General features: G+C 64.5%; 20 protein-coding genes. 7 read left to right on the top strand and 13 right to left on the bottom strand.

The genetic code is table 11. The features are described 5' to 3' along the window. The first annotated feature begins 12 nt into the window (after positions 1-12). From infB to DNK34_RS08980, 7 genes are all read left to right on the top strand, one after another. Complete coding sequence (infB, locus tag DNK34_RS09010; RefSeq protein ID WP_131175391.1) at positions 13-2,502, top strand: translation initiation factor IF-2; 2,490 nt, start codon at positions 13-15, stop codon at positions 2,500-2,502. A gap of 128 nt (positions 2,503-2,630) precedes the next feature. Further along, the gene (gene rbfA, locus DNK34_RS09005) at positions 2,631-3,038 is read left to right on the top strand and encodes a 30S ribosome-binding factor RbfA (RefSeq protein WP_131175392.1); all 408 of its coding nucleotides are present in this window, start codon (positions 2,631-2,633) and stop codon (positions 3,036-3,038) included. A gap of 4 nt (positions 3,039-3,042) precedes the next feature. Continuing rightward, a complete protein-coding gene (gene truB / locus DNK34_RS09000; RefSeq protein WP_131175393.1) occupies positions 3,043-3,960 on the top strand; it encodes a tRNA pseudouridine(55) synthase TruB in 918 nt (305 codons plus the stop codon). Positions 3,961-4,100: 140 nt separating this feature from the next. Next, positions 4,101-4,370: a 30S ribosomal protein S15 gene (rpsO, locus tag DNK34_RS08995; RefSeq protein ID WP_074881307.1), complete on the top strand. Its 270-nt coding sequence runs from the start codon at positions 4,101-4,103 to the stop codon at positions 4,368-4,370. Positions 4,371-4,559: 189 nt separating this feature from the next. After that, positions 4,560-6,665 carry a polyribonucleotide nucleotidyltransferase gene (gene pnp, locus DNK34_RS08990; protein WP_131175394.1) on the top strand — a complete coding sequence of 702 codons (2,106 nt, stop codon included), beginning with the start codon at positions 4,560-4,562 and terminating at the stop codon, positions 6,663-6,665. Positions 6,666-6,947: 282 nt separating this feature from the next. Then, on the top strand, positions 6,948-7,313 hold the full coding sequence (locus tag DNK34_RS08985) for a BON domain-containing protein (protein ID WP_131175395.1): 366 nt from the start codon (positions 6,948-6,950) through the stop codon (positions 7,311-7,313). A gap of 58 nt (positions 7,314-7,371) precedes the next feature. Beyond that, entirely contained in the window at positions 7,372-7,569 is a 198-nt protein-coding gene (locus tag DNK34_RS08980) for a CsbD family protein (RefSeq protein WP_131175396.1), read from the top strand. A gap of 158 nt (positions 7,570-7,727) precedes the next feature. Here the strand turns inward: DNK34_RS08980 and DNK34_RS08975 are convergent, their stop codons facing one another. From DNK34_RS08975 to DNK34_RS08915, 13 genes are all read right to left on the bottom strand, one after another. Next, positions 7,728-8,432, bottom strand: coding sequence for a nuclear transport factor 2 family protein (locus DNK34_RS08975; RefSeq protein WP_242675324.1), 705 nt, complete (start codon positions 8,430-8,432; stop codon positions 7,728-7,730). Between the two features lie 307 nt (positions 8,433-8,739). Next, positions 8,740-9,039 carry a DUF2845 domain-containing protein gene (locus tag DNK34_RS08970; RefSeq protein ID WP_131175397.1) on the bottom strand — a complete coding sequence of 100 codons (300 nt, stop codon included), beginning with the start codon at positions 9,037-9,039 and terminating at the stop codon, positions 8,740-8,742. Continuing rightward, positions 9,039-9,329 (bottom strand): DUF2845 domain-containing protein, encoded by a 291-nt coding sequence (locus DNK34_RS08965; RefSeq protein ID WP_131175398.1) that lies wholly within the window; start codon positions 9,327-9,329, stop codon positions 9,039-9,041. Before DNK34_RS08965 ends, DNK34_RS08970 begins: the two co-directional genes overlap by 1 nt. A 7-nt stretch (positions 9,330-9,336) precedes the next feature. Beyond that, a complete protein-coding gene (locus DNK34_RS08960) occupies positions 9,337-12,276 on the bottom strand; it encodes a DUF748 domain-containing protein (RefSeq protein WP_131175399.1) in 2,940 nt (979 codons plus the stop codon). An 84-nt stretch (positions 12,277-12,360) separates the two neighbouring features. Then, positions 12,361-13,377 carry a class I SAM-dependent rRNA methyltransferase gene (locus DNK34_RS08955; RefSeq protein ID WP_131175400.1) on the bottom strand — a complete coding sequence of 339 codons (1,017 nt, stop codon included), beginning with the start codon at positions 13,375-13,377 and terminating at the stop codon, positions 12,361-12,363. Between the two features lie 50 nt (positions 13,378-13,427). Beyond that, positions 13,428-14,303 (bottom strand): oxygenase MpaB family protein, encoded by an 876-nt coding sequence (locus DNK34_RS08950; protein WP_131175401.1) that lies wholly within the window; start codon positions 14,301-14,303, stop codon positions 13,428-13,430. Positions 14,304-14,664: 361 nt separating this feature from the next. Continuing rightward, positions 14,665-16,599, bottom strand: a complete 1,935-nt coding sequence (gene acs / locus DNK34_RS08945) for an acetate--CoA ligase (protein WP_131175402.1) — start codon at positions 16,597-16,599, stop codon at positions 14,665-14,667. A 236-nt stretch (positions 16,600-16,835) separates the two neighbouring features. Then, entirely contained in the window at positions 16,836-18,500 is a 1,665-nt protein-coding gene (gene pgi, locus DNK34_RS08940) for a glucose-6-phosphate isomerase (RefSeq protein WP_131175403.1), read from the bottom strand. A gap of 398 nt (positions 18,501-18,898) precedes the next feature. Then, the gene (gene panC / locus DNK34_RS08935) at positions 18,899-19,759 is read right to left on the bottom strand and encodes a pantoate--beta-alanine ligase (protein WP_131175404.1); all 861 of its coding nucleotides are present in this window, start codon (positions 19,757-19,759) and stop codon (positions 18,899-18,901) included. Next, complete coding sequence (gene panB / locus DNK34_RS08930; protein WP_131175405.1) at positions 19,756-20,556, bottom strand: 3-methyl-2-oxobutanoate hydroxymethyltransferase; 801 nt, start codon at positions 20,554-20,556, stop codon at positions 19,756-19,758. The genes panC and panB overlap by 4 nt, the downstream gene beginning before the upstream one ends. A gap of 324 nt (positions 20,557-20,880) precedes the next feature. Continuing rightward, positions 20,881-21,360, bottom strand: coding sequence for a 2-amino-4-hydroxy-6-hydroxymethyldihydropteridine diphosphokinase (folK, locus tag DNK34_RS08925; protein ID WP_131175406.1), 480 nt, complete (start codon positions 21,358-21,360; stop codon positions 20,881-20,883). A gap of 5 nt (positions 21,361-21,365) precedes the next feature. Beyond that, entirely contained in the window at positions 21,366-22,763 is a 1,398-nt protein-coding gene (locus DNK34_RS08920) for a polynucleotide adenylyltransferase PcnB (protein WP_131175407.1), read from the bottom strand. Positions 22,764-23,454: 691 nt separating this feature from the next. Further along, positions 23,455-23,637, bottom strand: a complete 183-nt coding sequence (locus DNK34_RS08915) for a hypothetical protein (RefSeq protein WP_131175408.1) — start codon at positions 23,635-23,637, stop codon at positions 23,455-23,457. Positions 23,638-23,863 lie beyond the last annotated feature (226 nt).

Raw genomic sequence — 23,863 nt, 5'->3', positions numbered from 1 at the left:
GGAGAGAAGTGCATGACGCAAGTCACGGTGAAAGAACTGGCCCAAGTGGTCGACACACCGGTAGAGCGCCTGCTGCAGCAGATGCGTGAGGCGGGTTTGCCGCACAGCAGTGCCGAGCAAGTTGTCACCGATAACGAGAAGCAAGCCCTGCTCGCTCATCTGAAGAGTAGCCACGGCGACAAGAAAGCCGAAGAACCGCGCAAGATTACCTTGCAGCGCAAGACCACCAGCACCCTGCGGGTCGCCGGTAGCAAGACCATCAGCGTTGAAGTGCGCAAGAAGAAGACCTTCGTCAAGCGCAGCAACGAAGAGATCGAGGCCGAGAAGCAGCGTGAGCTCGAAGAGCAGCGCGCCGCCGCCGAAGCCGTTCGTCTGAAAGCCGAGGAGGAAGCCAGGCGTCAGGCCGAGGAAGAGGCCAAGCGCCAGGCTTCCGCGCCGGTCGCCGAGCAGGCGCCTGCGCTCGAAGCGGTGCCGGCGGCGGTGGATATTCCGGTCGTCGCGCCCGTGCTCGAAGAGCGCAAGAAGGACGAGCCGCGCCGCCCCGACAAGGCACGCAGCGATGATGCCGACCGTCGTGGTGACCGCAAGACCACCCAGCACCGCCCGACCGTCAAGGAAAAGGCGCCTGCTCCGCGTGTCGCACCGCGTACCATCGACGAGGAAAGCGACGGTTTCCGCCGTGGCGGCCGTGGCAAGTCCAAGCTCAAGAAGCGCAATCAGCATGGCTTCCAGAGCCCGACCGGTCCGATCGTGCGTGACGTGGCCATCGGCGAGACCATCACCGTCGGCGAGCTGTCCCAGCAGATGTCGGTGAAGGCCGCCGAGGTCATCAAGTTCATGTTCAAGATGGGCACCCCGGTGACCATCAACCAGGTGCTCGATCAGGAAACCGCGCAACTGATCGCCGAAGAGCTGGGCCACAAGGTCAAGCTGGTCAGCGACAACGCGCTGGAAGAGCAACTGGCCGAGTCCCTGAAGTTCGAAGGCGAAGCGATTTCCCGTGCGCCGGTGGTGACCGTCATGGGTCACGTCGACCACGGCAAGACCTCGCTGCTCGACTATATCCGTCGCGCCAAGGTGGCATCCGGCGAGGCAGGCGGTATCACCCAGCACATCGGCGCCTACCACGTGGAAACCGATCGCGGCATGGTGACCTTCCTCGACACCCCGGGCCACGCCGCGTTCACCGCGATGCGTGCCCGTGGCGCCAAGGCCACCGACATCGTCATCCTGGTGGTGGCGGCCGACGACGGCGTGATGCCGCAGACCCAGGAAGCCGTACAGCATGCGAAAGCCGCTGGCGTGCCGATCGTGGTCGCGGTGAACAAGATCGACAAGCCCGATGCCAACCCGGACAACATCAAGAACGGCCTGGCCGCGCTCGATGTGATCCCGGAAGAGTGGGGCGGCGACGCACCTTACGTGCACGTCTCGGCCAAGCTGGGTACCGGCGTCGACGAGCTGCTCGAAGCGGTGCTGCTGCAGGCCGAGGTGCTCGAGCTGAAGGCGACGCCGTCGGCCCCGGGCCGTGGCGTGGTCGTCGAATCGCGCCTGGACAAGGGCCGTGGCCCGGTCGCCACCGTGCTGGTGCAGGACGGTACCCTGCGTCAGGGCGACATGGTGCTGGTCGGTTCCAACTACGGCCGTATTCGCGCCATGCTCGACGAGAACGGCAAGCCGGTCAAAGAGGCCGGCCCGTCGATTCCGGTCGAGATCCTCGGCCTCGACGGTACGCCGGAAGCCGGTGACGACATGACCGTGGTCGCCGACGAGAAGAAGGCCCGCGAAGTCGCCCTGTTCCGTCAGGGCAAGTTCCGCGAAGTGAAACTGGCACGTGCCCATGCGGGCAAGCTGGAAAACATCTTCGAGAACATGGGCCAGGACGAGAAGAAGACGCTCAACATCGTCCTCAAGTCCGACGTGCGCGGTTCGCTGGAAGCGCTGCAAGGCTCGCTCAGCGGCCTGGGCAACGACGAAGTGCAGGTGCGTGTGGTCGGCGGCGGTGTCGGTGGTATCACCGAGAGCGATGCCAACCTGGCGCTGGCGTCCAACGCCGTGCTGTTCGGCTTCAACGTGCGTGCCGATGCGGGCGCGCGCAAGATCGTCGAGCAGGAAAGCCTGGACATGCGCTACTACAACGTCATCTACGACATCATCGAGGACGTCAAGAAGGCGCTCACCGGTATGCTCGGCAGCGACGTGCGCGAGAACATCCTGGGTATCGCCGAGGTTCGCGACGTGTTCCGTTCGCCGAAGTTCGGTGCGATCGCCGGTTGCATGGTGCTCGAAGGCACCGTCTACCGTAACCGTCCGATTCGCGTACTGCGCGACGACGTGGTGATCTTCGAAGGCGAACTGGAATCGCTGCGTCGCTTCAAGGACGACATGGCCGAAGTACGTGCCGGCATGGAGTGCGGTATCGGCGTGAAGAGCTACAACGACGTCAAGGTCGGCGACAAGATCGAAGTGTTCGAGAAAGTCCAGGTGGCCCGTTCGCTCTGACGAGCAGCGACACGCCTCAAGCGGCAAGTTTCGAGAGGTTGGCCTGGCCGATCTGTTGAGCTTGCCGTTTGGCTTTTTGGTAATTTTTTTAGCTTGAAGCTTAAAGCTTGAAGCTTGAGGCAGCTTTTATGGCCAAAGACTATAGCCGGGCCCAGCGTATCGGCGACCAGATACAACGCGAGTTGGCGCAACTGATTCGTACCGAGATCAAGGACCCGCGCCTGGGTGGCCTGGTGACCGTCACCGCCGTGGACGTCAGTCGCGATGCCAGTCATGCCAAGGTGTTCGTCACCGTCATGGGAGCCGAGCCGCAAGAAGGCGTCGACCCGGTCGTGCAGAGCCTCAAGGTGCTCAACGACGCCAGCGGTTTCCTGCGTATGCAACTGGGCAAGGCGATGAAGCTGCGCAGTGTGCCGAACCTGCGTTTTCACTACGACGAGAGCGTGATCCGTGGTGCCCAGTTGTCGGCGCTGATCGAGCGTGCGGTGACCGAGGACAGCAGGCACGGCGATACCGATACCGAAGCCAAGGAGTAAGTACGTGGCCCAGGTAAAGCGTATTCGTCGCAAGGTCGACGGCATCATCCTGCTCGACAAGCCCAAGGGCTTCAGTTCCAACGCCGCGCTGCAGAAGGTGCGCTGGTTGCTCAATGCCGAGAAGGCCGGCCATACCGGCAGCCTCGATCCGCTGGCCACCGGCGTGCTGCCGCTGTGCTTCGGCGAAGCGACCAAGTTCTCCCAGTACCTGCTCGATGCCGACAAGGGCTACGAGACGGTCATGCAGCTGGGGGTCACCACCACCACGGCGGATGCCGAGGGTGAGGTGCTCGAACGGCGTGAGGTGAAGGTCTCGGCGGCCGACATCGAAGCCCTGTTGCCGCGCTTTCGTGGCGATATCAGCCAGGTGCCGCCGATGTACTCGGCGCTCAAGCGCGACGGCCAGCCGCTGTACAAACTGGCGCGTGCAGGGGAAGTAGTGGAGCGTGAGGCGCGTTCTGTTACTATTGCGCGCCTGGAGTTGCTCGACTGCGCCGCCGATCGGGCGCGCCTGGCGGTCGATTGCAGCAAAGGCACCTATATTCGCACCCTGGTCGAGGACATCGGCCAGTTGCTGGGCTGCGGTGCTCACGTCGCCGAGCTGCGTCGGGTCAAGGCCGGGCCGTTCGATCTGACGCAGAGCGTCAGCCTCGATACGCTGCTGCAGGCGCACGAGGAGGGTGGCAACGAGGCGCTGGATCGCTTTCTGCTGCCGGTGGACAGTGGCCTGCAACACTGGCCGCTGCTGAGCTTTTCCGAGCACAGCGCGTTCTACTGGCTGCAGGGACAGCCGGTACGCGCCCCGGAGGCGCCGAAGTTCGGCATGGTACGGGTGCAAGATCACAACGGTCGCTTCATCGGTATCGGTGAAGTGAGCGAAGACGGGCGCATTGCGCCGCGTCGCCTGATTCGGTCGGCATGACCGTGGCGGGCCGCTTCGGCGGTTCGTATCGAGGGTGGCTGTCAATAGGCACGGTCATTCCTCCTTTTAAAACACGGGAAGCGATTCCCGGCCTATTGAGACCGTCGCTCGCGACAGTCTCCTACTGAGAGGATGCCCACATGGCACTCAGCGTTGAAGAAAAAGCTCAGATCGTTAACGACTACAAGCAAGCCGAAGGCGATACCGGTAGCCCGGAAGTCCAGGTTGCTCTGCTGTCCGCCAACATCAACAAGCTGCAAGGTCACTTCAAGGCCAACGGTAAGGACCACCACTCGCGTCGTGGCCTGATCCGCATGGTCAACCAGCGCCGCAAGCTGCTGGATTACCTGAAGAGCAAGGACACCAGCCGTTACAGCGCCCTGATCGGTCGTCTGGGTCTGCGTCGCTAAGCAATGCCTAGGCGCCGTTGACCGCAAAAGCTGGAAGTGGGCTCGCCTCGCTTCCAGCTTTTGCGTTTATGTTTCGCCCGTTTTAGTGCTTCACCCGTTTTGGACCGTGCCGGGCCGACTCCCGCGCCACCGCCCACGAATTCGCAAGAAACCGCTTTCCCCAAAGGCAACAGAGAGAAGGAAAACACCGTGAACCCGGTAATCAAGACATTCCAGTTCGGTCAGTCGACCGTCACCCTCGAGACGGGCCGTATCGCCCGCCAGGCCTCCGGCGCAGTGCTGGTCACCGTTGACAACGATGTCAGCGTGCTGGTCGCCGTCACCGGCGCCAAGAGCGCCGATCCCAGCAAAGGCTTCTTCCCGCTGTCGGTGCACTACCAGGAAAAGACCTACGCCGCGGGCAAGATCCCCGGCGGCTTCTTCAAGCGTGAAGCGCGCCCGAGCGAGAAAGAGACCCTGACCTCGCGCCTGATCGACCGTCCGATCCGGCCGCTGTTCCCGGAAGGCTTCCAGAACGAAGTGCAGGTCATCTGCACCGTGGTCTCGACCAGCAAGAAGACCGATCCGGACATCGCCGCGATGATCGGTACCTCGGCTGCCCTGGCCATTTCCGGCATTCCGTTCGACGGCCCCATCGGCGCCGCGCGCGTGGCCTTCCACCCGGAAACCGGCTACCTGCTGAACCCGACCTACGAGCAGCTCAAGGCGTCCAGCCTGGACATGGTCGTGGCCGGCACCAAGGATGCCGTGCTGATGGTCGAGTCCGAGGCCAAGGAACTGACCGAAGACCAGATGCTGGGCGCCGTGCTGTTCGCCCACGACGAATTCCAGGTGGTCATCAACGCCGTCGCCGAACTGGCCGCCGAAGCCGGCAAGCCGACCTGGGACTGGCAGCCGAAAGCGGAAAACACTGCACTGCTGTCTGCCATTCGCAGCGAGTTCGGCGAAGCGATCTCCCAGGCCTACACCATCATCATCAAGCAGGACCGTTACGCGCGCCTGGGTGAGTTGCGCGAGCAGATCGTTGCCCGCTTCTCCGGCGAAGACGGTCAGCCGACCCCTGCCGAAGTCAAGGATGCCTTCGGCGAGATCGAATACCGCACCGTGCGCGAGAACATCGTCAACGGCAAGCCGCGTATCGATGGCCGTGACACCCGCACCGTGCGTGGTCTGAACATCGAGGTCGGCGTGCTCGACAAGACCCACGGCTCGGCGCTGTTCACCCGTGGCGAAACCCAGGCGCTGGTGGTGGCCACCCTCGGTACCGCGCGTGACGCGCAGTTGCTCGACACCCTCGAAGGCGAGAAGAAAGACCCCTTCATGCTGCACTACAACTTCCCGCCGTACTCGGTGGGCGAGTGTGGTCGCATGGGCGCCACCGGCCGCCGCGAAATCGGCCACGGTCGTCTGGCCCGTCGTGGCGTCGCCGCCATGCTGCCGACTGCCGACGAGTTCCCGTACACCATCCGCGTGGTCTCGGAAATCACCGAGTCCAACGGCTCCAGCTCCATGGCCTCGGTCTGCGGTGCCTCGCTGGCGCTGATGGACGCCGGTGTGCCGATGAAGGCGCCGGTAGCCGGTATCGCCATGGGCCTGGTCAAGGAAGGCGAGAAGTTCGCCGTGCTGACCGACATCCTCGGTGACGAAGACCACCTCGGCGACATGGACTTCAAGGTAGCCGGTACCGCCAAGGGCGTCACCGCGCTGCAGATGGACATCAAGATCCAGGGCATCACCGAAGAAATCATGGAAATCGCCCTGAACCAGGCGCTGGAAGCGCGCCTGAACATTCTTGGCCAGATGAACCAGGTGATCGCGCAGTCGCGCAGCGAACTGTCGGCCAACGCTCCGACCATGATCGCGATGAAGATCGACCAGGACAAGATTCGCGACGTGATCGGCAAGGGTGGCGCCACCATCCGCGCCATCTGCGAAGAAACCAAGGCTTCGATCGATATCGAGGACGACGGCTCGATCAAGATCTTCGGCGAATCCAAGGACGCTGCAGAGGCGGCGCGTCAGCGCGTGCTGAGCATCACCGCGGAAGCCGAGATCGGCAAGATCTACATCGGCAAGGTCGAACGCATCGTCGACTTCGGCGCTTTCGTCAACATCCTGCCGGGCAAGGACGGTCTGGTGCACATCTCCATGCTCAGCGATGCGCGTGTCGAGAAGGTCACCGACATCCTCAAGGAAGGCCAGGAAGTCGAAGTGCTGGTGCTGGACGTGGACAACCGCGGTCGCATCAAGCTGTCGATCAAGGACGTCGCTGCCGCCAAGGCTTCGGGTGTCTGATCCGGGCTGAAGCGTGCGCTATGGAGAGGGCCCTTCGGGGCCCTTTTTCATGGGCGCGGATAATCGGCGGCGGGCCCTTCGGTCTTTCGTGCAATCTGCCTGAGCGGTTTGTCCCGAACATGCAGTTTGCACGGAAAACGACGAATTGTTATTTATATAACTTATTGATAAATAACGATTATTTTGTGTGGATGAGGTTGGCACAGGGCTTGCGATAGTAAGGGGGAGACTGCAGCCCGGAACCGGTTGTGGCTAATCCGCATGTATACAGGAGTGATACCCATGAAACAGCCAATCAATAAGTTCGCCTTTGCCGCCATCACCGCGACCGCCCTGAGCTTGTCCATGGCGGGTAGCGCTTTCGCCGATACCTACAGCAGCACCCAGCCGACCATGCTGGCCGCCAACACCATGGACAAGGCTGAAGAAGCCGTGTCCGATACCTGGATCACCAGCAAAGTGAAGTCCACCTTCCTGGCTGATGACGGTCTGAGCGGCCTGGATATCAAGGTCGAGACCAACAAGGGCGTTGTGGCACTGTCCGGCGTTGTGGCTACCGAAGCCGAGCGCGATCTCGCCGTCGCCAAGGCCAAGGAAATCAAGGGCGTTACCGCCGTTGCTGCCGATGGCCTGAAAACCGCTGACTGATCATGTTTCCGGGCAGGCTCTAGCGAGTCTGCTCCTACCCGAGCAGGAGGAATGAGTCATGAATTCCGACGTCATCAAAGGTAAGTGGAAGCAGCTGAGCGGAGACATCAAGGCACGTTGGGGCAAACTGACCGACGATGACCTGGATGTCGCCGAAGGCCACAGCGAATACCTGGCTGGTAAGTTGCAGGAACGCTATGGCTGGACCAAGGAAAAGGCTCAGGACGAGCTGCGCGATTTCAACAGCAAGTTGTAAATCGCTTGAGGCGCCTCGTGCGCCACTGCCTATACAAAAAAACCTGGGTCGCTCCCGGGTTTTTTTGTGGCCTGCCATCCCTGGCGGGCCGGCGCGAGCGACGTCAAGCATGGCTCCGAGCGAATGGCACTATGGCGGATTCTCGCATGCCCCGGCATTCATGGATGTTCTCCGTTCGCCGCGGGTGCCGGAATGCGCCGCAGCACATCGTCGTAGGGCGTTAGGTCGAGGAAGGCGGTCACCTCCGCCGCCTTTCCGCTTCGCATGCGGAGAATCCACGCATAGCTGTTGCGATAGGCAACGCCGTCGCGCGCCATGCCTTCGCCGTCCCAGTGGACGATGACATGCTCGCCGTCCGCCCAGACCTGCCTGTTCACCGGACGCACCGGGGTCGACAGGCGAGATGCGAACGGGTGTACGGCGCGGTCGAGAAAGACGTCGCGTCCCCGGAGGGTGCCTGCGCTCGGGCCGGACCCTTTGATCGTCCAGACGACATCGGTCGCCAGGAGCTCGTCGAAGAAGCCGGTTCCGCCACTTGCCCAATGGTCGAACGCTTCGGTGACGATCCGCTTGTTGCGGGACTCGGCGTCGGTGGCGTCAGCAGCGTTTGCCGATTGCGACAGCAGGGCCAGGACACCCAGGATCACGAGGACTGCGCGGATACGGCAGGAAGTCGGTGATGGCATGTATTCGCTCCTTCTATCGGGGATGTCCCGGTTGTCGGCATGGGGGACGAGCGCATCGATTTCCTCCCGCGACACGAGTCGGACGGAAACGATCTTCCAGCCGTCCGAAGTGCACTCACTGCCAGACCCGCGAGGTTCGTGCTCTGTTGCCAGGGATTGAGGCTGATTGGCAGTCATCGTCGTCTGTCTCCAGCCGACTCCGGTAGCCTGCTTGTCCGGTTTACTTGCACGATCCTCCGGATTTGGGCGCTTCGGGTTGGCTCGCTCGATACCCCGCACGACATCGATGCCCTCGCGCCGCTCACCAGGCGCGAACCGCTCTAGCGCCTCTTGACCGGGCCCGGCAACGGCGTCATCAGGCACATGGCCCAGGGGAACTGGAACATGGGGCGAACGTGCGCGTCGCTCAGGTTTCCTGAAGGACATCGCTGGATCGATGAGCGCTGACGACCCTTCGCTTCGTTGCGCCGCAAGCGCGTGACGATCAGTTGCCGCGCTTGCTTTCGATCTTCTGCAGGCGGTTGCCTTCGAAGCGCAGGAAGTAGTTCATGCCGTTGCGCGGGCCGTAGCTCCATTCTTCGACTTCCACTTCGTTGCCGAAGCCGTAGCGGTCGATGATTTCCTTGTAGCCGAGAAAGTCACGGCGATTGGGTTCGCCACATTTGGCCAGCACCTCGCCGCTGGCATCGCCGGTGCTGGCCAGGGCGTTGCCGCAGCGCCAGGTGGCGGCCTGGGTCGTACCGGCGACAAGCAGGAGCAGGACAGCGGCGATGAATCCTTTCATCAGCGACTGCGCTTGCGCTCGATGCGCGTCAGCCGGTTACCCTCGAAGGTCAGGATGCTGAACATGCCATTGCTGGGCTGATAGGCCCACTCCTCGATAGGCGTTTCGCGCCGGTTGTACGGGCCCAGGGTGTAACCCACCGGGTCGCGATAAGTCGGTTCGCCGCATTTCTCCAGTACCTCGAAGGTACGATCGCCCAGGTTCACCAGCTTGCTGCCGCAGCGCAGGGTATCGGCCTGGCTCAGGAGGGGGCAGGCGCAGAGCACCAGCAGCAGGCTCGGACCTTTCATGTTCGCTTCACTCGCTGTCCAGATGCAGGGGGCTGGCCACGCGGCCATCCGCTTCGGCCTGTCCCTGGGTGACGTCGAGCAGGTAGACGCGCTCGTCCGCCAGGCCGCCACGTTCGACCAGGTAGGCCTTGATGGCCGCGCCGCGGGCCTGCGCCAGGCGGCGTTGCAGCGGGGCGCTGTTGGCCCAGGATTGCAGCACGGCATCGCGCAAGCGGGCGCTGCGCTCGTCCTTGCCCAGTTCGGCCCATTGCGCGGGTGGCTGCTGTTTCAGCCGGGCGCGGTAGATGCCTTCGAGCAGCGGGCCTTTCTCGTCATCCGGCACCTCGAGCTGCTCGGCGGCGGCCGGTACCTGGTCTCCGCGGCGCTGCATGATGCGGTACAGGTAGTCCTGGTACTCGCGTTCCAGGCGCTGTTCGGCCAAGGGCGGGCCGTCGCTGCTCTGGGCGCTGAGGCCTTCGACTTCCAGGCGCAACGCCGGGCGTTCCTGCAGGGCGTTGGCCAGCATGTCCAGGGACGCCTGGGCCTGCGCGTCCAGTTCGGCGCTGCCGGGGGCGAAGACCACCGTGCTCAGGTCCATGTCGGCGCCGCCGCCGACCAGACCGCCGATGAACTTGAACGGTGCCTGGGCCGCGCGCAGCACCAGGTTGCGCAGGGTTTGCCAGACGATGGGCATGACACTGAACTCAGGGTTGTTGAGGTCGCCCTGAACCGGCAGCTCCAGGGCGATCCTGCCCTGGGTATCCTTGAGCAGGGCCACCGCCAGACGAATCGGCAGGTCGACCGCGTCGGGGCTGTCGACCCTGTCGCCGAGTTGCAGCTGTTCGACCACCACCTTGTTGTCGGCATTGAGCTTGCCGGCGCTGATGCGGTAGTGCAGATCCAGGTTGAGGCGGCCCTTGCGGATGCGGTAACCGGCGAACTTGCCGGAGTAGGGCGTCAGGGTGGTCAGTTCCAGCTGTTTGAACTGGGTGGCGATATCCAGGCTCTGCAGCGGGTCGAACGGGTTCAGGCTGCCCTTGATGCTGACCGGCGCGTACCGGTCCACCTTGCCGCCGATATCCACCGCGGCGGGTTTCGCCGTGCCATTGTCGAGGGTGCCGATACGCCCGTCGAGCTGCTGGATGGCGGTGGCGAAGTTGGGCCTGAGGCTGAAGTCGGCGAAGTTGGCCGAGCCGTCCTTGAAGGTCACCTCGCCGATATGGATGGCCAATGGCTGCTCCGCGGCCGTGCCGGACGCTGCCTGGTCGTCGCTGGCGGCCGGCTGCGCGATCAGCAGTTCGCTGGCATTGGTGCTCAGGTCTTCGTTGATGATGAAGCGGGCGTAGGGTTGGTCGAGGCGCACCCGGTCGATGCTCAGCCGTTCACCGTGGCGATAGTCGAGGCCGTCGAGGTCGAGCTGTCGCCAGCGCACGAAGTCGCGGCCCTTGAGGGTGTCCAGGGTGTGCATCTGGGTGATCTGCGCCTTGCCGTTGACGCGCAGGGCCAGGGGTTCGGTACCGCTCAGGCCGACCTCGAGATCGCTGCCCAGCAGGCCGCTGCGCAGCTCCAGGCGCACGAACGGGCTGAGATAGGCCTGGGCCAGGCGCAGGTCGATATTGCGCGTGGCTACCTTGAGGGTGGCGCTGGTCGGGTTCAACTGCACCTGGCCTTCGGCCTGGAGCTTGCCCTGTTTGCCGACGCCGGTGTCGAGCTTGAGGGTGAAGGGCGAGGTGCCGAGGCTGTCGAAGTTCTGCAGGTCGAGATCCAGCGGGCCGAGTTGCAGCTCTACTTTCTCTTTTGGCTGATGGTCGCTCAGGTGGACGCGGTAGTCACGCAGCTGCACGTCGCTGACCAGTACCTGCCAGGGCCTGGCCGCTTCGGCGCTGGTGTCCGGCGCTTGGCTGTCGGCGGTTTGCCCGGTTTGCCCGGTTTGCTCGGTGGCGGACGCCGCGGGCGCTTCCCCGGCCGGGCTGCTCAGCAGTTTCTGCCAGTCGATCTGGCCATCGGCTTCGCGTGCGGCCCAGGCTTCCAGTTGCTGGCCACGCACCTTGCCGATCAGCACCTGTTGCTTGGCCAGGTCGAGGGAAGCTTCGCTGATCTCGAGTTCGCTCAGCTTGAGCAACGGCTTGCCATCCAGGGTCTGCATGGCGAACGGCGCCACCTTCACCCGGGTATTGTCGAGCAGTAGCTCGGTGCCGTCAGCCAGGTTCAACTGGTAATCGGTGGCCAGGCTGAGCACGCCTTGCTCGAGCGCCAGGGGCACGGCGTCACGCACGTAAGGCCAGAACGCCTTCATCGATTCGTCGCGGATGCTCAGTGTGCCGCTGGAGCTGATCGGGCTCAGGCTCAACTGGCCGCTCCAGTCGATGCGGCCACCTTGCGGGCCGGTGGCCACCAGGGTCATCTGCGCGTTGTCGTCCGGCAGGGTGCTGAGGTTGTGCAGCTCGAGGTTGAGGTCGTCGTAGACGATATCGATCGGCTCTTCCGGGCGCAGGTCCTGAAAACGCAGGTAGCCGCCGCCCAGGTCGATACGGTCGATGCGCAGGGCGAAGGGTTCCGTGTCGTTCTCTTCAGGGTCCGCCTCACTGGCCGGCAGCTTGAACAGCTGGCTCAGGTTGAGCGTACCGTCCTGGGCGAACAGCACCTCGGTGTGGGGTTTTTCCAGCGTCACGGCGGCCAGGTGCAGGGCGCCGCTCCACAGGCTGTCCGCCTGCAGGTTGACATAGAGGTGCTCGAAGGCCAGCTGTTCCTTGCCGGGTTCGCCGACATGCAGGCCCCACAGGCGCAGCTCGAGGGTGAAGGGGTTGAGCTGCAGACGATCCAGCCGGGCCGGCTGCGTCGCATACTGGGCCAACTGCTGGTTGGCGATGCGCAGGCCGATACCTGGCAGGATGAGGAAGCCGAGCAGGCTGTACAAACCTGTGGCGATCAGCAGAGCGGTGGCGACGCGTTTCAGTCCTTTGGGCATGGTGACGCTTCATCTGTCCTGGCGAGAGGTGCCTTGGATTATGGCACGAGCCGCGGGTTCCGGCAGCGGCCACGCGGAAACGGCCTAGAAACGCAGGATCAGGGTCTTCAGTGGCGGGTTGCCGTCCTGCGACGGGAAGTCCGCCGCCGGCAGCAACTGCTCGCAGTCGCGCACCGGCCGCCCCAGTTTGCCGGCGCAGCGCAGCACCTGTTCGCGCCATTCGCCCAGGGGGACTTTCGCCAGGTTGTTGCAGCACACCAGGGTGCCCTGTTCGCTGGTGGCGAGAATCGCCGGTTTGAGCAGGCTCTGGTAGTCGCGCAGCAGGTCGACGGTGCCGAAGGCGCTCTTGGCCCAGGCCGGCGGATCGAGGAAGACCAGGTCGAACTGGCGCGGCGCCAGGCGCGGGTAGTTCGGCAGCTTCTGGCCACGGCGCTGGGCGACGGGCAGGCCGGCCCACTGGCGGATCGCCGGGAAGTAGTCCGACTGGATGAACTGCATGGGCGCCAGCGCAGGGTTGAGCAGGCCGTTCTCGCGGCCGATGGCCAGGTTGCCCTCGGCGAAGTCCAGGTTGACCACCTCGCGGGCGCCACCGGCGGCGGCGCTGAGGCCGACGCCGCAGGTGTAGGCGAACAGGTTGAGTACGCTTTTGCCGGCGCTGTGGCGCTTGATCCAGCCACGGGTATTGCGCAGGTCGAGGAACAGCAGCGGGTCCTGGCCGGGGTGGCGTCCGCGCACCCGGTAGGTCAGGCCCCATTCCTGGCCGCTCTGATCGGCCAGGGCCGCACTGCTGGGCTGGTACACCGGATCGCGGCGATCGATCCGCGAGTTGCCCTGGGAGCGGTCGTTGTAGACCAGCAGGGTGGCGAACCCCAGCACCTCATCGACCTGCCGCTGCAGGGCCAGCAGGTCGTCGCGTTGCAGCGTCTGGTGGAAGCTCTGCACCAGCAACTGGCGGCCATAACGGTCGACGGTCAGGCCGCCGGCACCTTCCTGGCTACCGTGGAACAGGCGGTAGCAGTCGGTTCCCTGCTCATGCAACTCGGCGATCAGGGCGTGGCGATTGGCGAGTGCGGCGCGCACTGCCTGGTCGAGAGACGGCATGCGCGGCGACTCGTGAATGAGGGCCGCGCAGTTTATCACCTCTGTCGCCGTCAGTAGGGCGGCAGGCCCATGCGCCGGCGTGAGCGGTGCAGGGCGCCGCTGCGCACGGCCCAGCGCAGCACCGGGGCCAGGCTGTGCACGCCGCCGTGGATCAGGCGGCTGCGCAGCGCCGTGATGCGCTGTTCGAGCATGTCCTGGGCCCAGTCCGGCAGCAGGTCGATCCCGGCCTGCATCAGCAGGCGGCCGACCGGTGCCGCCAGGGCGCTGGGCGCCGGGGCGGTGAGCAGGATGCGCAGGATCTCCCGCGAGCGCTGGTCGCACAGCAGTTGCCCGCGCATCGCCTGCAGGTAGGCTTCGGCCTCGGCTCCGTTGCGTGGCACCTCCCGGGCGCCGAGGCGTTCGGCGATCAGGGCGGTTTCCGCGTAATAGCGGTCCTGGTCGGCGCCGCTCAACCGCGGATTGCGGTAACGCAGGTGCGCACGCATGAAGCTGTGCACCTCCGCCACGTGTACCCAGGTCAGCAGGGCCGGATCGCTGGCGGCATACGGACGGCCGTCCGGTGCGCTGCCGACCACCTGCAGATGGATGCGTTTGACCTTGTCGATCAGCCAGTCGGCATCTTGGCGGCTGGCGAAGGTGGTGCCGGAAACGAATTGCCCGGTGCGCCGCAGGCGGCCGAGCAGATCCTCGCGGAAATTGGAGTGATCCCACACCCCGGCCAGGGCCAGCGGGTGCAGCGCCTGCAGCAGCAAGGCGCTGATGCCGCCGATGAGCATGCTGGTGAAGTCGCCATGCACGCGCCAGCACACCGAGTCGGGGCCGAACAGGCCGGGGTCGCCCCTGGGGTTGTCGAAATCGATCTGGCCGAGGGCAACGCCGCTGAGGCCCAGCACCTGGCTTTCGATACGGCGGCGGATGAATTCCATGGGGGCAGACTAAAGCTACAAGCTACAAGCTACAAGCTACAAGCTACAAGCTACAAGCTACAAGCCTATGCTCTATGCGCTTGAGGCTGCAGCCCGTAGGGTGGATCGGGGCGCGTAGCCGGCGCTTTTCCATCCACCACAGCGGTATCAGGTTCGAGAACCATCGGTGGAAGGGTGAAGCGTGTTCCACCCTTAAGCGCAGAATTGCCCGATTCGTGTAGGAGCCGCGACCTCGCGGCGAATCGTGGGCATGCCGCGACTTCTGCGGCATGGCCGCCATCGCATCGCGCCGGGGTCGACGCTCCTACGTGCGAACCCAGACCGTGAACGGGCTCTTGCAGACCAAGGAGCAAGACGGTATCTACGTCTTGCGCTCGGCGATCAGGCTGTCGACCACGCCCGGGTCGGCCAGGGTCGAGGTGTCGCCGAGGCTGTCCAGTTCGTTGCAGGCGATCTTGCGCAGGATGCGCCGCATGATCTTGCCCGAACGGGTTTTCGGCAGCCCGGCTGCCCACTGGATCAGCTCGGGCTTGGCGAAGCTGCCGATTTCCTTGCCGACCAGGGCGAGCAGTTCCTGCTTCAGCGCCTCGCTGGGCTCGACCTCGTTCATGGTGGTGACGAAGGCATAGATGCCCTGACCCTTGAGGTCATGGGGATAGCCGACCACGGCCGCTTCGGCCACCGCGTCGTGCAGTACCAGGGCGCTCTCCACCTCGGCGGTGCCGATACGGTGGCCGGAGACGTTGATGACGTCGTCGATGCGCCCGGTGATCCAGTAGTAGCCCTCTTCGTCGCGGCGCGCGCCGTCGCCGCTGAAGTAGTAGCCGGGATAGGCGCTGAAATAGGTGTCGAGCATGCGCTGGTGATCGCCATGGATACTGCGGATCTGGCTCGGCCAGCTTGCTTTGATGGCGAGCACGCCGCTGCCGGCGCCGTGGATTTCCTGGCCCTGTTCATCCAGCAGCACCGGCTGCACGCCGAAGAACGGCCGTGTCGCCGAGCCTGGCTTGAGGTCGGTGGCGCCGGGCAGCGGCGTGATCATGATGGCGCCGGTTTCGGTCTGCCACCAGGTGTCGACGATGGGGCAGCGCTGTTCGCCGACCACGTGGAAATACCATTCCCAGGCTTCCGGGTTGATCGGCTCGCCGACACTGCCGAGCAGGCGCAGGCTGCTGCGCGAGGTCTTTTTCACCGGCGCCTCGCCTTCGCGCATCAGCGCGCGGATCGCCGTCGGGGCGGTGTAGAAGATGTTCACCTGGTGCTTGTCGATCACTTGCCAGAAGCGCGAGCTGTCGGGGTAGTTGGGCACGCCCTCGAAGATCAGGCTGGTGGCGCCGTTGGCCAGCGGCCCGTAGACGATGTAGCTGTGGCCCGTGACCCAGCCGACGTCGGCGGTGCACCAGTAGATATCGTCGTCGTGGTAGTCGAACACGTACTTGTGGGTCATCGCCGCCTGCAGCAGATAACCGGCGGTGCTGTGCAGCACGCCCTTGGGTTTGCCGGTGCTGCCGGAGGTATAGAGGATGAACAGCGGGTCCTCGGCGTCCATGGGTTCGGCCGGGCACTCGGCGCTGGCGCCGTGCACCGCCTCGTGGTACCAGAGATCCCGGCCGGCGACCCAGTCGATCCTGCCCTGGGTACGTTCGATCACCACCACGGTGGAGACCTCGGGGCAGCCCTGCAGCGCCTTGTCGACGTTGCCCTTGAGCGGGATGTACTTGCCGCCGCGCACGGCTTCGTCGGCGGTGATCACGGTGCGGCAGTCGGCGTCGAGGATGCGATCGCGCAGGGCGTCGGGGGAGAAGCCGCCGAACACCACCGAGTGCACCGCGCCAATGCGCGTGCAGGCGAGCATGGCGTAGGCGGCCTCCGGCACCATGGGCATGTAGATGCACACGCGATCACCTTTCTGCACCCCGCGCTCCTTGAGCACATTGGCCAGGCGGCAGACGTGGCGGTGCAGCTTGTTGTAGGTGATGTGGGCCGATTCATGGGGGTCGTCGCCTTCCCAGATGAAGGCGATCTGCTCGCCGCGCGTGGCCAGGTGGCGGTCGATGCAGTTGTGGCTGAGGTTCAGCTGGCCGCCGCTGAACCAGCGTACATCGCCGCTTTTCAGGTCGCCGCTGTAGACGCTGTCCCAGGGCTTGAACCAGTCGAGAAAGGCCTTGGCCTGTTCGGCCCAGAAGCGTTCAGGCTGCTCCACGGACTGGCGGTAGAGGCGCTGATAGGCGGCATCGTCGAGGTGGGCCCGCTGGCGTACGTCAGCGGCAACGGGGTGGCGGGTGATGGTGAACATGGCGGTTTCCCCTTTTTGTCGTTATGCGACTAAGGGTAGCAATCCACAGGAGAAGTTCGGCGCCGGGCGACGTAAGGAGCATGCCCGCCGGGCTGCCTGGGCAAGCAGCCGGCGCGCTGATGGCTGCGGAACTGGCCGGGTAACCCGGGTCGAACGCCGCGACACCCGGGAGCCGTGCTGCCTGTGCGTCTGCGGTCCCGGGTTACGCCTGCGGCTACGGGACGCTGGCCTTGGGGTCAGCCGCGGTGGCGGCTGCGGAAGTAGTTGATCAGGCCCTGAGTCGAACCGTCTTCGGCGGCGCTGTCCTCGTCGCCGACCATCCGCGAATAGACGCCCTTGCCCAGCTCCTTGCCCAGCTCCACGCCCCACTGGTCGAAGGCGTTGATTCCCCAGATCGCGCTCTGGGCGAATACCTTGTGCTCGTACAGCGCCACCAGCGCGCCCAGGCGCCGTGGGCTGATGCGCTCCAGCACCAGGGTGTTGCTCGGCCGGTTGCCGGGAATCACCTTGTGCGGCGCCAGGCGCTGCACTTCCTCTTCGCCCAGGCCCTTGGCGCGCAGTTCCTGTTCGGCCTCCTCGCGCGACTTGCCGAGCATCAGCGCCTGGCTCTGCGACAGGCAGTTGGCGAACAGCCACTGATGGTGATCGGCGAGCGGGTTGTAGCTGACCACCGGCACGATGAAATCGGCCGGAATCAGCGGCGTGCCCTGGTGCAGCAACTGGTGATAGGCGTGCTGGCCGTTGCAACCGACGCCGCCCCAGATCACCGGGCCGCTGGGGCCGCTGACCGGACTGCCATCCTGGCGCACGCTCTTGCCGTTGGACTCCATGTCCAGCTGCTGCAGGTGCTTGGTGATGTTGCGCAGGTAATGGTCGTACGGCAGGATCGCGTGGCTCTGGGCATTCCAGAAGTTGCCGTACCACACGCCGAGCAGGGCCAGCAGCACCGGCATGTTGGCCTCGAAGGGCGCGCTCTGGAAATGCTCGTCCATGCTGTAGGCGCCGGCCAGCAGTTCCTTGAAGTTGGACATGCCGATGGCCAGGGCGATGGGCAGGCCGATGGCCGACCACAGCGAATAGCGCCCGCCGACCCAGTCCCACATGGGGAAGATGTTCTCTTCATGGATGCCGAAGGCCACCGCCGCCTCGCGGTTGCTCGACACCGCGATGAAGTGGCGGTACAGCTCGGCTTCCGAACCGCCCTGGGCCAGGTACCAGCCGCGGGCGGCCTGGGCGTTCTTCAGGGTTTCCAGGGTGTTGAAGGATTTCGACGAAACGATGAACAGGGTGGTCTCGGCGCGCAGCTTGGCCGCCAGCTCGTGGAATTCGCTGCCGTCGATATTGGCCAGGTAATGGCAGCGCACGCCGCGCTGGGCGAACGGCAGCAGGGCTTCGGAAACCAGTTGCGGGCCGAGGAAGGAGCCGCCGATGCCGATGTTGACCACGTCGGTGATGGGTTTTTCCGTGTAGCCGCGCCAGAGGCCGTCATGGATGCGCCCGACCAGTTCGGTCATCTGGTGCAGCACGCGCTGTACGTCGGGCATGACGTCGACGCCGTCGACCAGCACCTTGTCGCCCATGGGCCGGCGTAGCGCCGTGTGCAGCGCCGGACGCCCCTCGGAAGCGTTGACCCGCTCGCCATCGAACAGGGCGCGGATCGACTGCTCCAGGCCCACTTCGCGAGCCAGGCGCATCAGCAGCGCCAGGGTTTCATCGGTAATCAGGTTCTTCGAGTAATCGAGGAACAGGCCGCAACTGCTCAGGGACAGCTGATCGAAACGGTGCGGGTTGCCGGCGAAGGCCTCGCGCATGCTGAAACGCTGCATACCCAGCCGGTGCTGCTGCAGGGCCTGCCAGGCGGGTAACGCGAGAACGTCGAGTGGCTGTCGGTAATAGGCCATGAGCGGCTTCCTTGTTGTCGGGCACACCTGCGCCTGGATGATAAAAGGCTGTGGCTATCTCGCTCCCGCAGCTTCGGCTGCACGGTTCAGGCACGGCCAGAAAAAGCCCGGAGCAATCTGATGTCGATCAGATAAGGTTTTTGCAGGAGCAGAGGGCGCCTACAAAAGAGTGGCAAACCGCCGCCCGTGTGTAGGAGCGTCGACCTCGGCGCGATGCGATGGCGGCCATCGCACAACGCGTGTCATGGCCACCAATCGCCGCGGGGGCGCGGCTCCTACAGAATCGGGGCAAACCGCCGTTTTGCGGGCCAAAGGCTTAACTGACTGGTATCAGGAGCAATCCGGGCTTCAGTGTATCCATGTTCGCCCGCCCCGTGCAGAGGGCGCCCTGACGCCGATCAGTAACCGTCGCCCAGGGTGAAGGTCAGGTTGTCGATCAGGCGGGTGTTGCCCAGATAGGCCGCGACCAGCACCACCAGCTCATGGTCACCGCGGCTGACCGCGCGCAGGGTCTCGGCCTCGCGCACTTCCAGGTAGTCGCCACGCAGGCCGGCGGCGGCGTGCTGGCGCTGCGCCTCGTCCAGCAGGCTGGCGAGGTCGCGCCGGCCCGCCTGGATGGCCGCGGCGATCTGCTGCAGCGAGCGGTAGAGGATACTGGCCGTGCTCCGTTGCTCGTCGCTCAGGTAGCCGTTGCGCGAGGACAGCGCCAGGCCGTTGCCGTCGCGTACCGTCGGCTCGCCGATGATCTGGATCGGCATGTTCAGGTCGCGTACCAGGGTGCGGATCACCGCCAACTGCTGGAAGTCCTTCTGGCCGAAGATCGCCAGATCCGGCTGTACCATGTTGAACAGCTTGGTCACCACGGTGGCGACGCCGGCGAAGTGCCCGGGGCGGCTGGCGCCGCACAGGCCTTCGGAAACGCCGGGCACGCTGATCAGGGTCTGCTGCTGCATGCCCTGGGGATACATTTCGTCGACGTCAGGGGTGAACAGCAGGTGGCAGCCCGCCTCGACCAGGCGTTCCTGGTCGGCGAGCAGGCTGCGCGGGTATTTGTCGAGGTCTTCGCTGGGGCCGAACTGCAGCGGGTTGACGAAGATGCTGGCGACCACGAAGTCGGCGCGCTGGGCGGCCTTCTCCACCAGGGCGGCATGCCCGGCATGCAGGTTGCCCATGGTCGGCACCAGGCCGATCTGTTTGCCCTCGGCACGGGCCTGGGCGACGGCGGCGCGCAGTTCGCGCACGCTCTTGACCGTATTCATGCGGAGAATCCGTGTTCGGCTGCCGGGAAGCTGACGTCCTTGACCGCTTTCACGTAGGCGGCGAGGGCGTCCTGGATACTGCTCTGGCCTTGCATGAAGTTCTTCACGAACTTGGGCACGCGCCCGCTCAGGGACAGGCCGAGCATGTCGTGCAGCACCAGTACCTGGCCGTCGGTCTGCGGCCCGGCGCCGATGCCGATGACCGGCACCTTGACCGCGCGGCTGATCTCGCCGGCCAGCTCGCTGGGCACGCATTCGAGCAGCAGCAGGGCGGCGCCGGCCTGTTCCAGGGCGATGGCGTCGGCGACCATCTGCCGTGCCTGGGCCTGCTGACGGCCCTGAACCTTGTAACCGCCGAGGATGTTCACCGCCTGCGGGGTCAGGCCCATGTGTGCGCACACCGGCACGCCACGCTCGGCCAGCCGGGCGATGGATTCGGCCAGCCAGGCGGCGCCCTCGACCTTGACCATGTGCGCCCCGGCCTGCATCAGCAGGCCGGCGTTGTGCAGGGTCTGCTCGAGGGTGGCGTAGGCCATGAACGGCAGGTCGGCGACGATCATCGCGCCCTGGTTGCCGCGCTTCACGCTGGCGGTGTGGTAGGCCATGTCGGCCACACTGACCGGCAGGGTGCTGTCGTGCCCCTGTAACACCATGCCCAGCGAATCGCCGATCAGCAGGACGTCGACCCCGGCCTGGCAACTGGCCCGGGCGAATGTGGCGTCGTAGCAGGTCAGCATGGCGATCTTCTCACCCTTCTGCTTGAGCGCTTGCAGGGTGGTCAGGGTTACATCAGGCATGAAAAGTATCCTCACTCTGAACCTGTTAAAAGTTTGCTGCGCGTCGGCCCTGCTGCGTTAAAACCAGGCTCGGAGTGCTCATTTACAGGAGTAAACTCCGCCTCCTCGCCTGTTTTTGCGGGGGCGCCTAGCCCTTGCATGGCGCTAGCTCGCGAAACTTTGAACCGATTCGTAGGCATCGAGTTGGCAGTTGCACTGCTTCAATTTGGCCTGTCTCGGCCTCTTCTTGCACCGGTGCGGGGCAATGGGACGCCTATAGTCCTGATGGGAAGGGTGCAAGTCAATCGCATGTGTTACCGAGCCGTTACGGCGTTACCCGGGCGGCTACTGCGGCAGGCGCTCGAGGCCGACGAAGGGGCAGGCCGCGAGCAGCTCGTCCAGTTGGCGACCGTCGGCCAGGCGCAGGTTGCCGGCGATTTCCGCCAGCGGGTAGAGCACGAAGGGGCGGGCATGCATATGGTAGTGCGGCACGCGCAGGCGTGGCTCGTCGAGCAGGCGTTCGCCGAACAGCAGGATGTCCAGGTCGAGGGTGCGCGGCCCCCAGCGTTCATGCCGCTCGCGGCCCTGGTCGAGTTCGATGGCCTGCAACGCATCGAGCAGGGCCAGTGGCTGCAGCCGGGTGTCCAGCGCCGCCACAGCATTGGTATAGCGCGGCTGGCCGGGCAGCAGGGAATCGCTGCCATAGAAGGACGATACGGCGGCCAGCCGGCTATCGGGCAGGCGTGCCAGGGCGGCCAGGGCATGGCGCAGTTGCTCGGCGGGCTCGGCCAGGTTGCTGCCCAGGCCGATATAGACGCGTTCCATCTGCCTTACTCGCCGGCGCCGCCGCTTTGCTCGCCAGCGCGTTTACGCTTGCCGCTGCTGCGGCGGCGCTTGCGGGGCGCGCCGGGGCCGTCGTCCTTGCTGCCAAGGTTGCGGATCATCAGGCGCCGCTCGCTGTCGCTGGCGTCCTGGTAGTCGGTCCACCAGTCGCCCAGGCCGTTGGTTTCCTCGCCAGCGCTTTCGCGCAGCAGGAGGAAGTCGTAGCCGGCACGGAAGCGCGGATTCTCCAGCAGCAGGTCGGCGCGTTTGCCGCTGCGCCGTGGCAGGCGCTCCTGCATGTCCCAGATCTCGCGGATCGGCATGGTGAAGCGCTTGGGCACGGCGATACGCTGGCACTGTTCGCTGATCAGCTCGTGGGCGGCTTCCTGCATGGCCGGGATCGGCGGCATGCCGCGTTCCTGCAGGCGGATGACGCGCGCCGGCAGCGCCGGCCACAACAGCGCGGCGAAGAGGAAGGCGGGCGTCACCGGCTTGCCCTGCTGGATACGCAGGTCGGTGTTGTCCAGGGCGTTGCGGATCAGGGTGTCGGTGTAGTCCGGGTTCTGCTCGAGGGCGGCGGCGCTGGCCGGGAACAGTTGACCGAACAGACCGTAGTCGAGCAGCAGCTCGTAGGTGTAGATGGCATAGCCGGTGAGGAACAGCTTGAGCACTTCGTCGAACAGGCGCGCGGCGGGAATTTCGCGCAGCATCGGCGCCAGGCGGTAGATCGGCGCGGCGCTGTGCTTTTCGATGTCGAAGTCCAGCTTGGCGGCGAAGCGCACCGCCCGCAGCATGCGCACCGGGTCTTCCTGATAGCGCTGGGTCGGATCGCCGATCAGGCGGATCAGGTTGTTGCGGATGTCGTGCACGCCGTGGGCGTAATCGAGGATGCGCTCGGTGGACGGATCGTAGTACAGGGCGTTGATGGTGAAGTCGCGGCGCTGGGCATCGTCTTCCAGGGTGCCGTAGACGTTGTCGCGCAGGATGCGCCCGCTTTCGTTGCGCGAGGCCTGGTTGCTGTCTTCTTCCTCGTCGCCCTGGGGGTGGTTGGCGCGGAAGGTGGCGGTTTCGATGATCTCGCGGCCGAAATGCACGTGAACCAGCTTGAAGCGCCGGCCGATGACCCGGGCGTTGCGAAATTCGGCGCGCACCTGTTCGGGGGTGGCGCTGGTGGCGACGTCGAAGTCCTTGGGCTCGATGCCCAGCAGCAGATCGCGTACGCAGCCGCCGACCAGATAGGCCTGGTAGCCGGCATTCTGCAGGCGTTCGACCACACTGACGGCGTAACGGCTGATCTGCCCACGCTGGATCGGGTGCTGATTGCCGTTCAGCACTTGCGGCGTACTGTGTGGCTGGTGGGCGCGGCGCAGGGGAGAGCGTAGAGACTGGAACAGCTTTTTCAGCATGGGATGCACTGTTTGACGAAATGAGCGGCCAGAATAAAGGAAGGGCGCAGAAATAGCGCGGATTCTAGCATTATGTGAGGGGATGGTGTAGGCGGAGGCAGGCCGGGGATGAAGCACTGGGGGAGCCGGAACTCCCCCACAAATGGGTGTGTGCTTTGTTCTTGTTATGCGGGCTTGTTGTTATTGTTCAATACCCGTCCCAGTGAACCAGGGTTCCTGGAAAACCTCCCGGATCATCGGGAGCAAGAGCAAACGGATTGCTTTGGATGCTGACGCTACCTCAGGTCTTCGACCCAACCAGAACAGGTGCTGTCTGCCGACAGTTTTATTGTTCTCTCTCCGGCCGTGGGGCAGAACCCCATGGGGCAATTCCTCTCCAAAAGAATCAGTTAGCTGCGTCTCCTGCGGTCTTGTTCTTATTGTGCTGGAGTCGTTACGTCTTATTTTTATTGTCTTGGACGATGCTTGTTATTGTTGTTGTGCCAGAGATAGAGCATAAGCCATGCCAATATTTATTTTTCTTTGTAAATCAGTATCTTGTGATTTTTGTTGATGGCTTTCAGGCATGAAAAAGCCGGGTCCACGTTACCGTAGGACCCGGCTTTGTTACGGCATGCTGCGCGCTGGTAACAGCCGGGCCAGAGGCTTCTCGGCTGCCACTAGGGTCTGTTGACGTTTCAGCACGGCCGCGCTATGGCGTCAGGGCATCGCCCGCACTCGATGAAAAGCGCTGGAGGCTGGAAAGCTGGACGAGAAACCGCTGTTTCGCGTCGTGCTCGAACCGCTTTTCGTTCAGCCTCCAGCTTTCCAGCGCTGTTTCCGGCTCTTCGAGCGCATAGCGCGATTGCCTTAGGGTCTGTTGACGTTTCAGCACGACCGCGCCGGAGCCCGTTTTGCCGCGAGGCAAGGCACGAGCCGCGAAGTTTAGCGGGCTAAATGAGCCGGCGAGAAACGCAGCATCGCGGCAAAACGGGCCCGGCCCTTCGGGTGGGGCCGCCTAGGTTGCGCGAAAAATCTCGCCATACGTTGTTGGAGGACTTGGCAAGGGAACGCCATTCCCGGCGTCCTCCGCCTAGCGGATCGCCGCCCGGCCTGGCGAG

The organism is Phytopseudomonas dryadis (assembly GCF_004327355.1).
Taxonomy (GTDB): domain Bacteria; phylum Pseudomonadota; class Gammaproteobacteria; order Pseudomonadales; family Pseudomonadaceae; genus Aquipseudomonas; species Aquipseudomonas dryadis.
The sequence above is the reverse complement of the archived record's forward strand: the minus strand, read 5'-3'. Positions and strand labels throughout refer to the sequence as shown.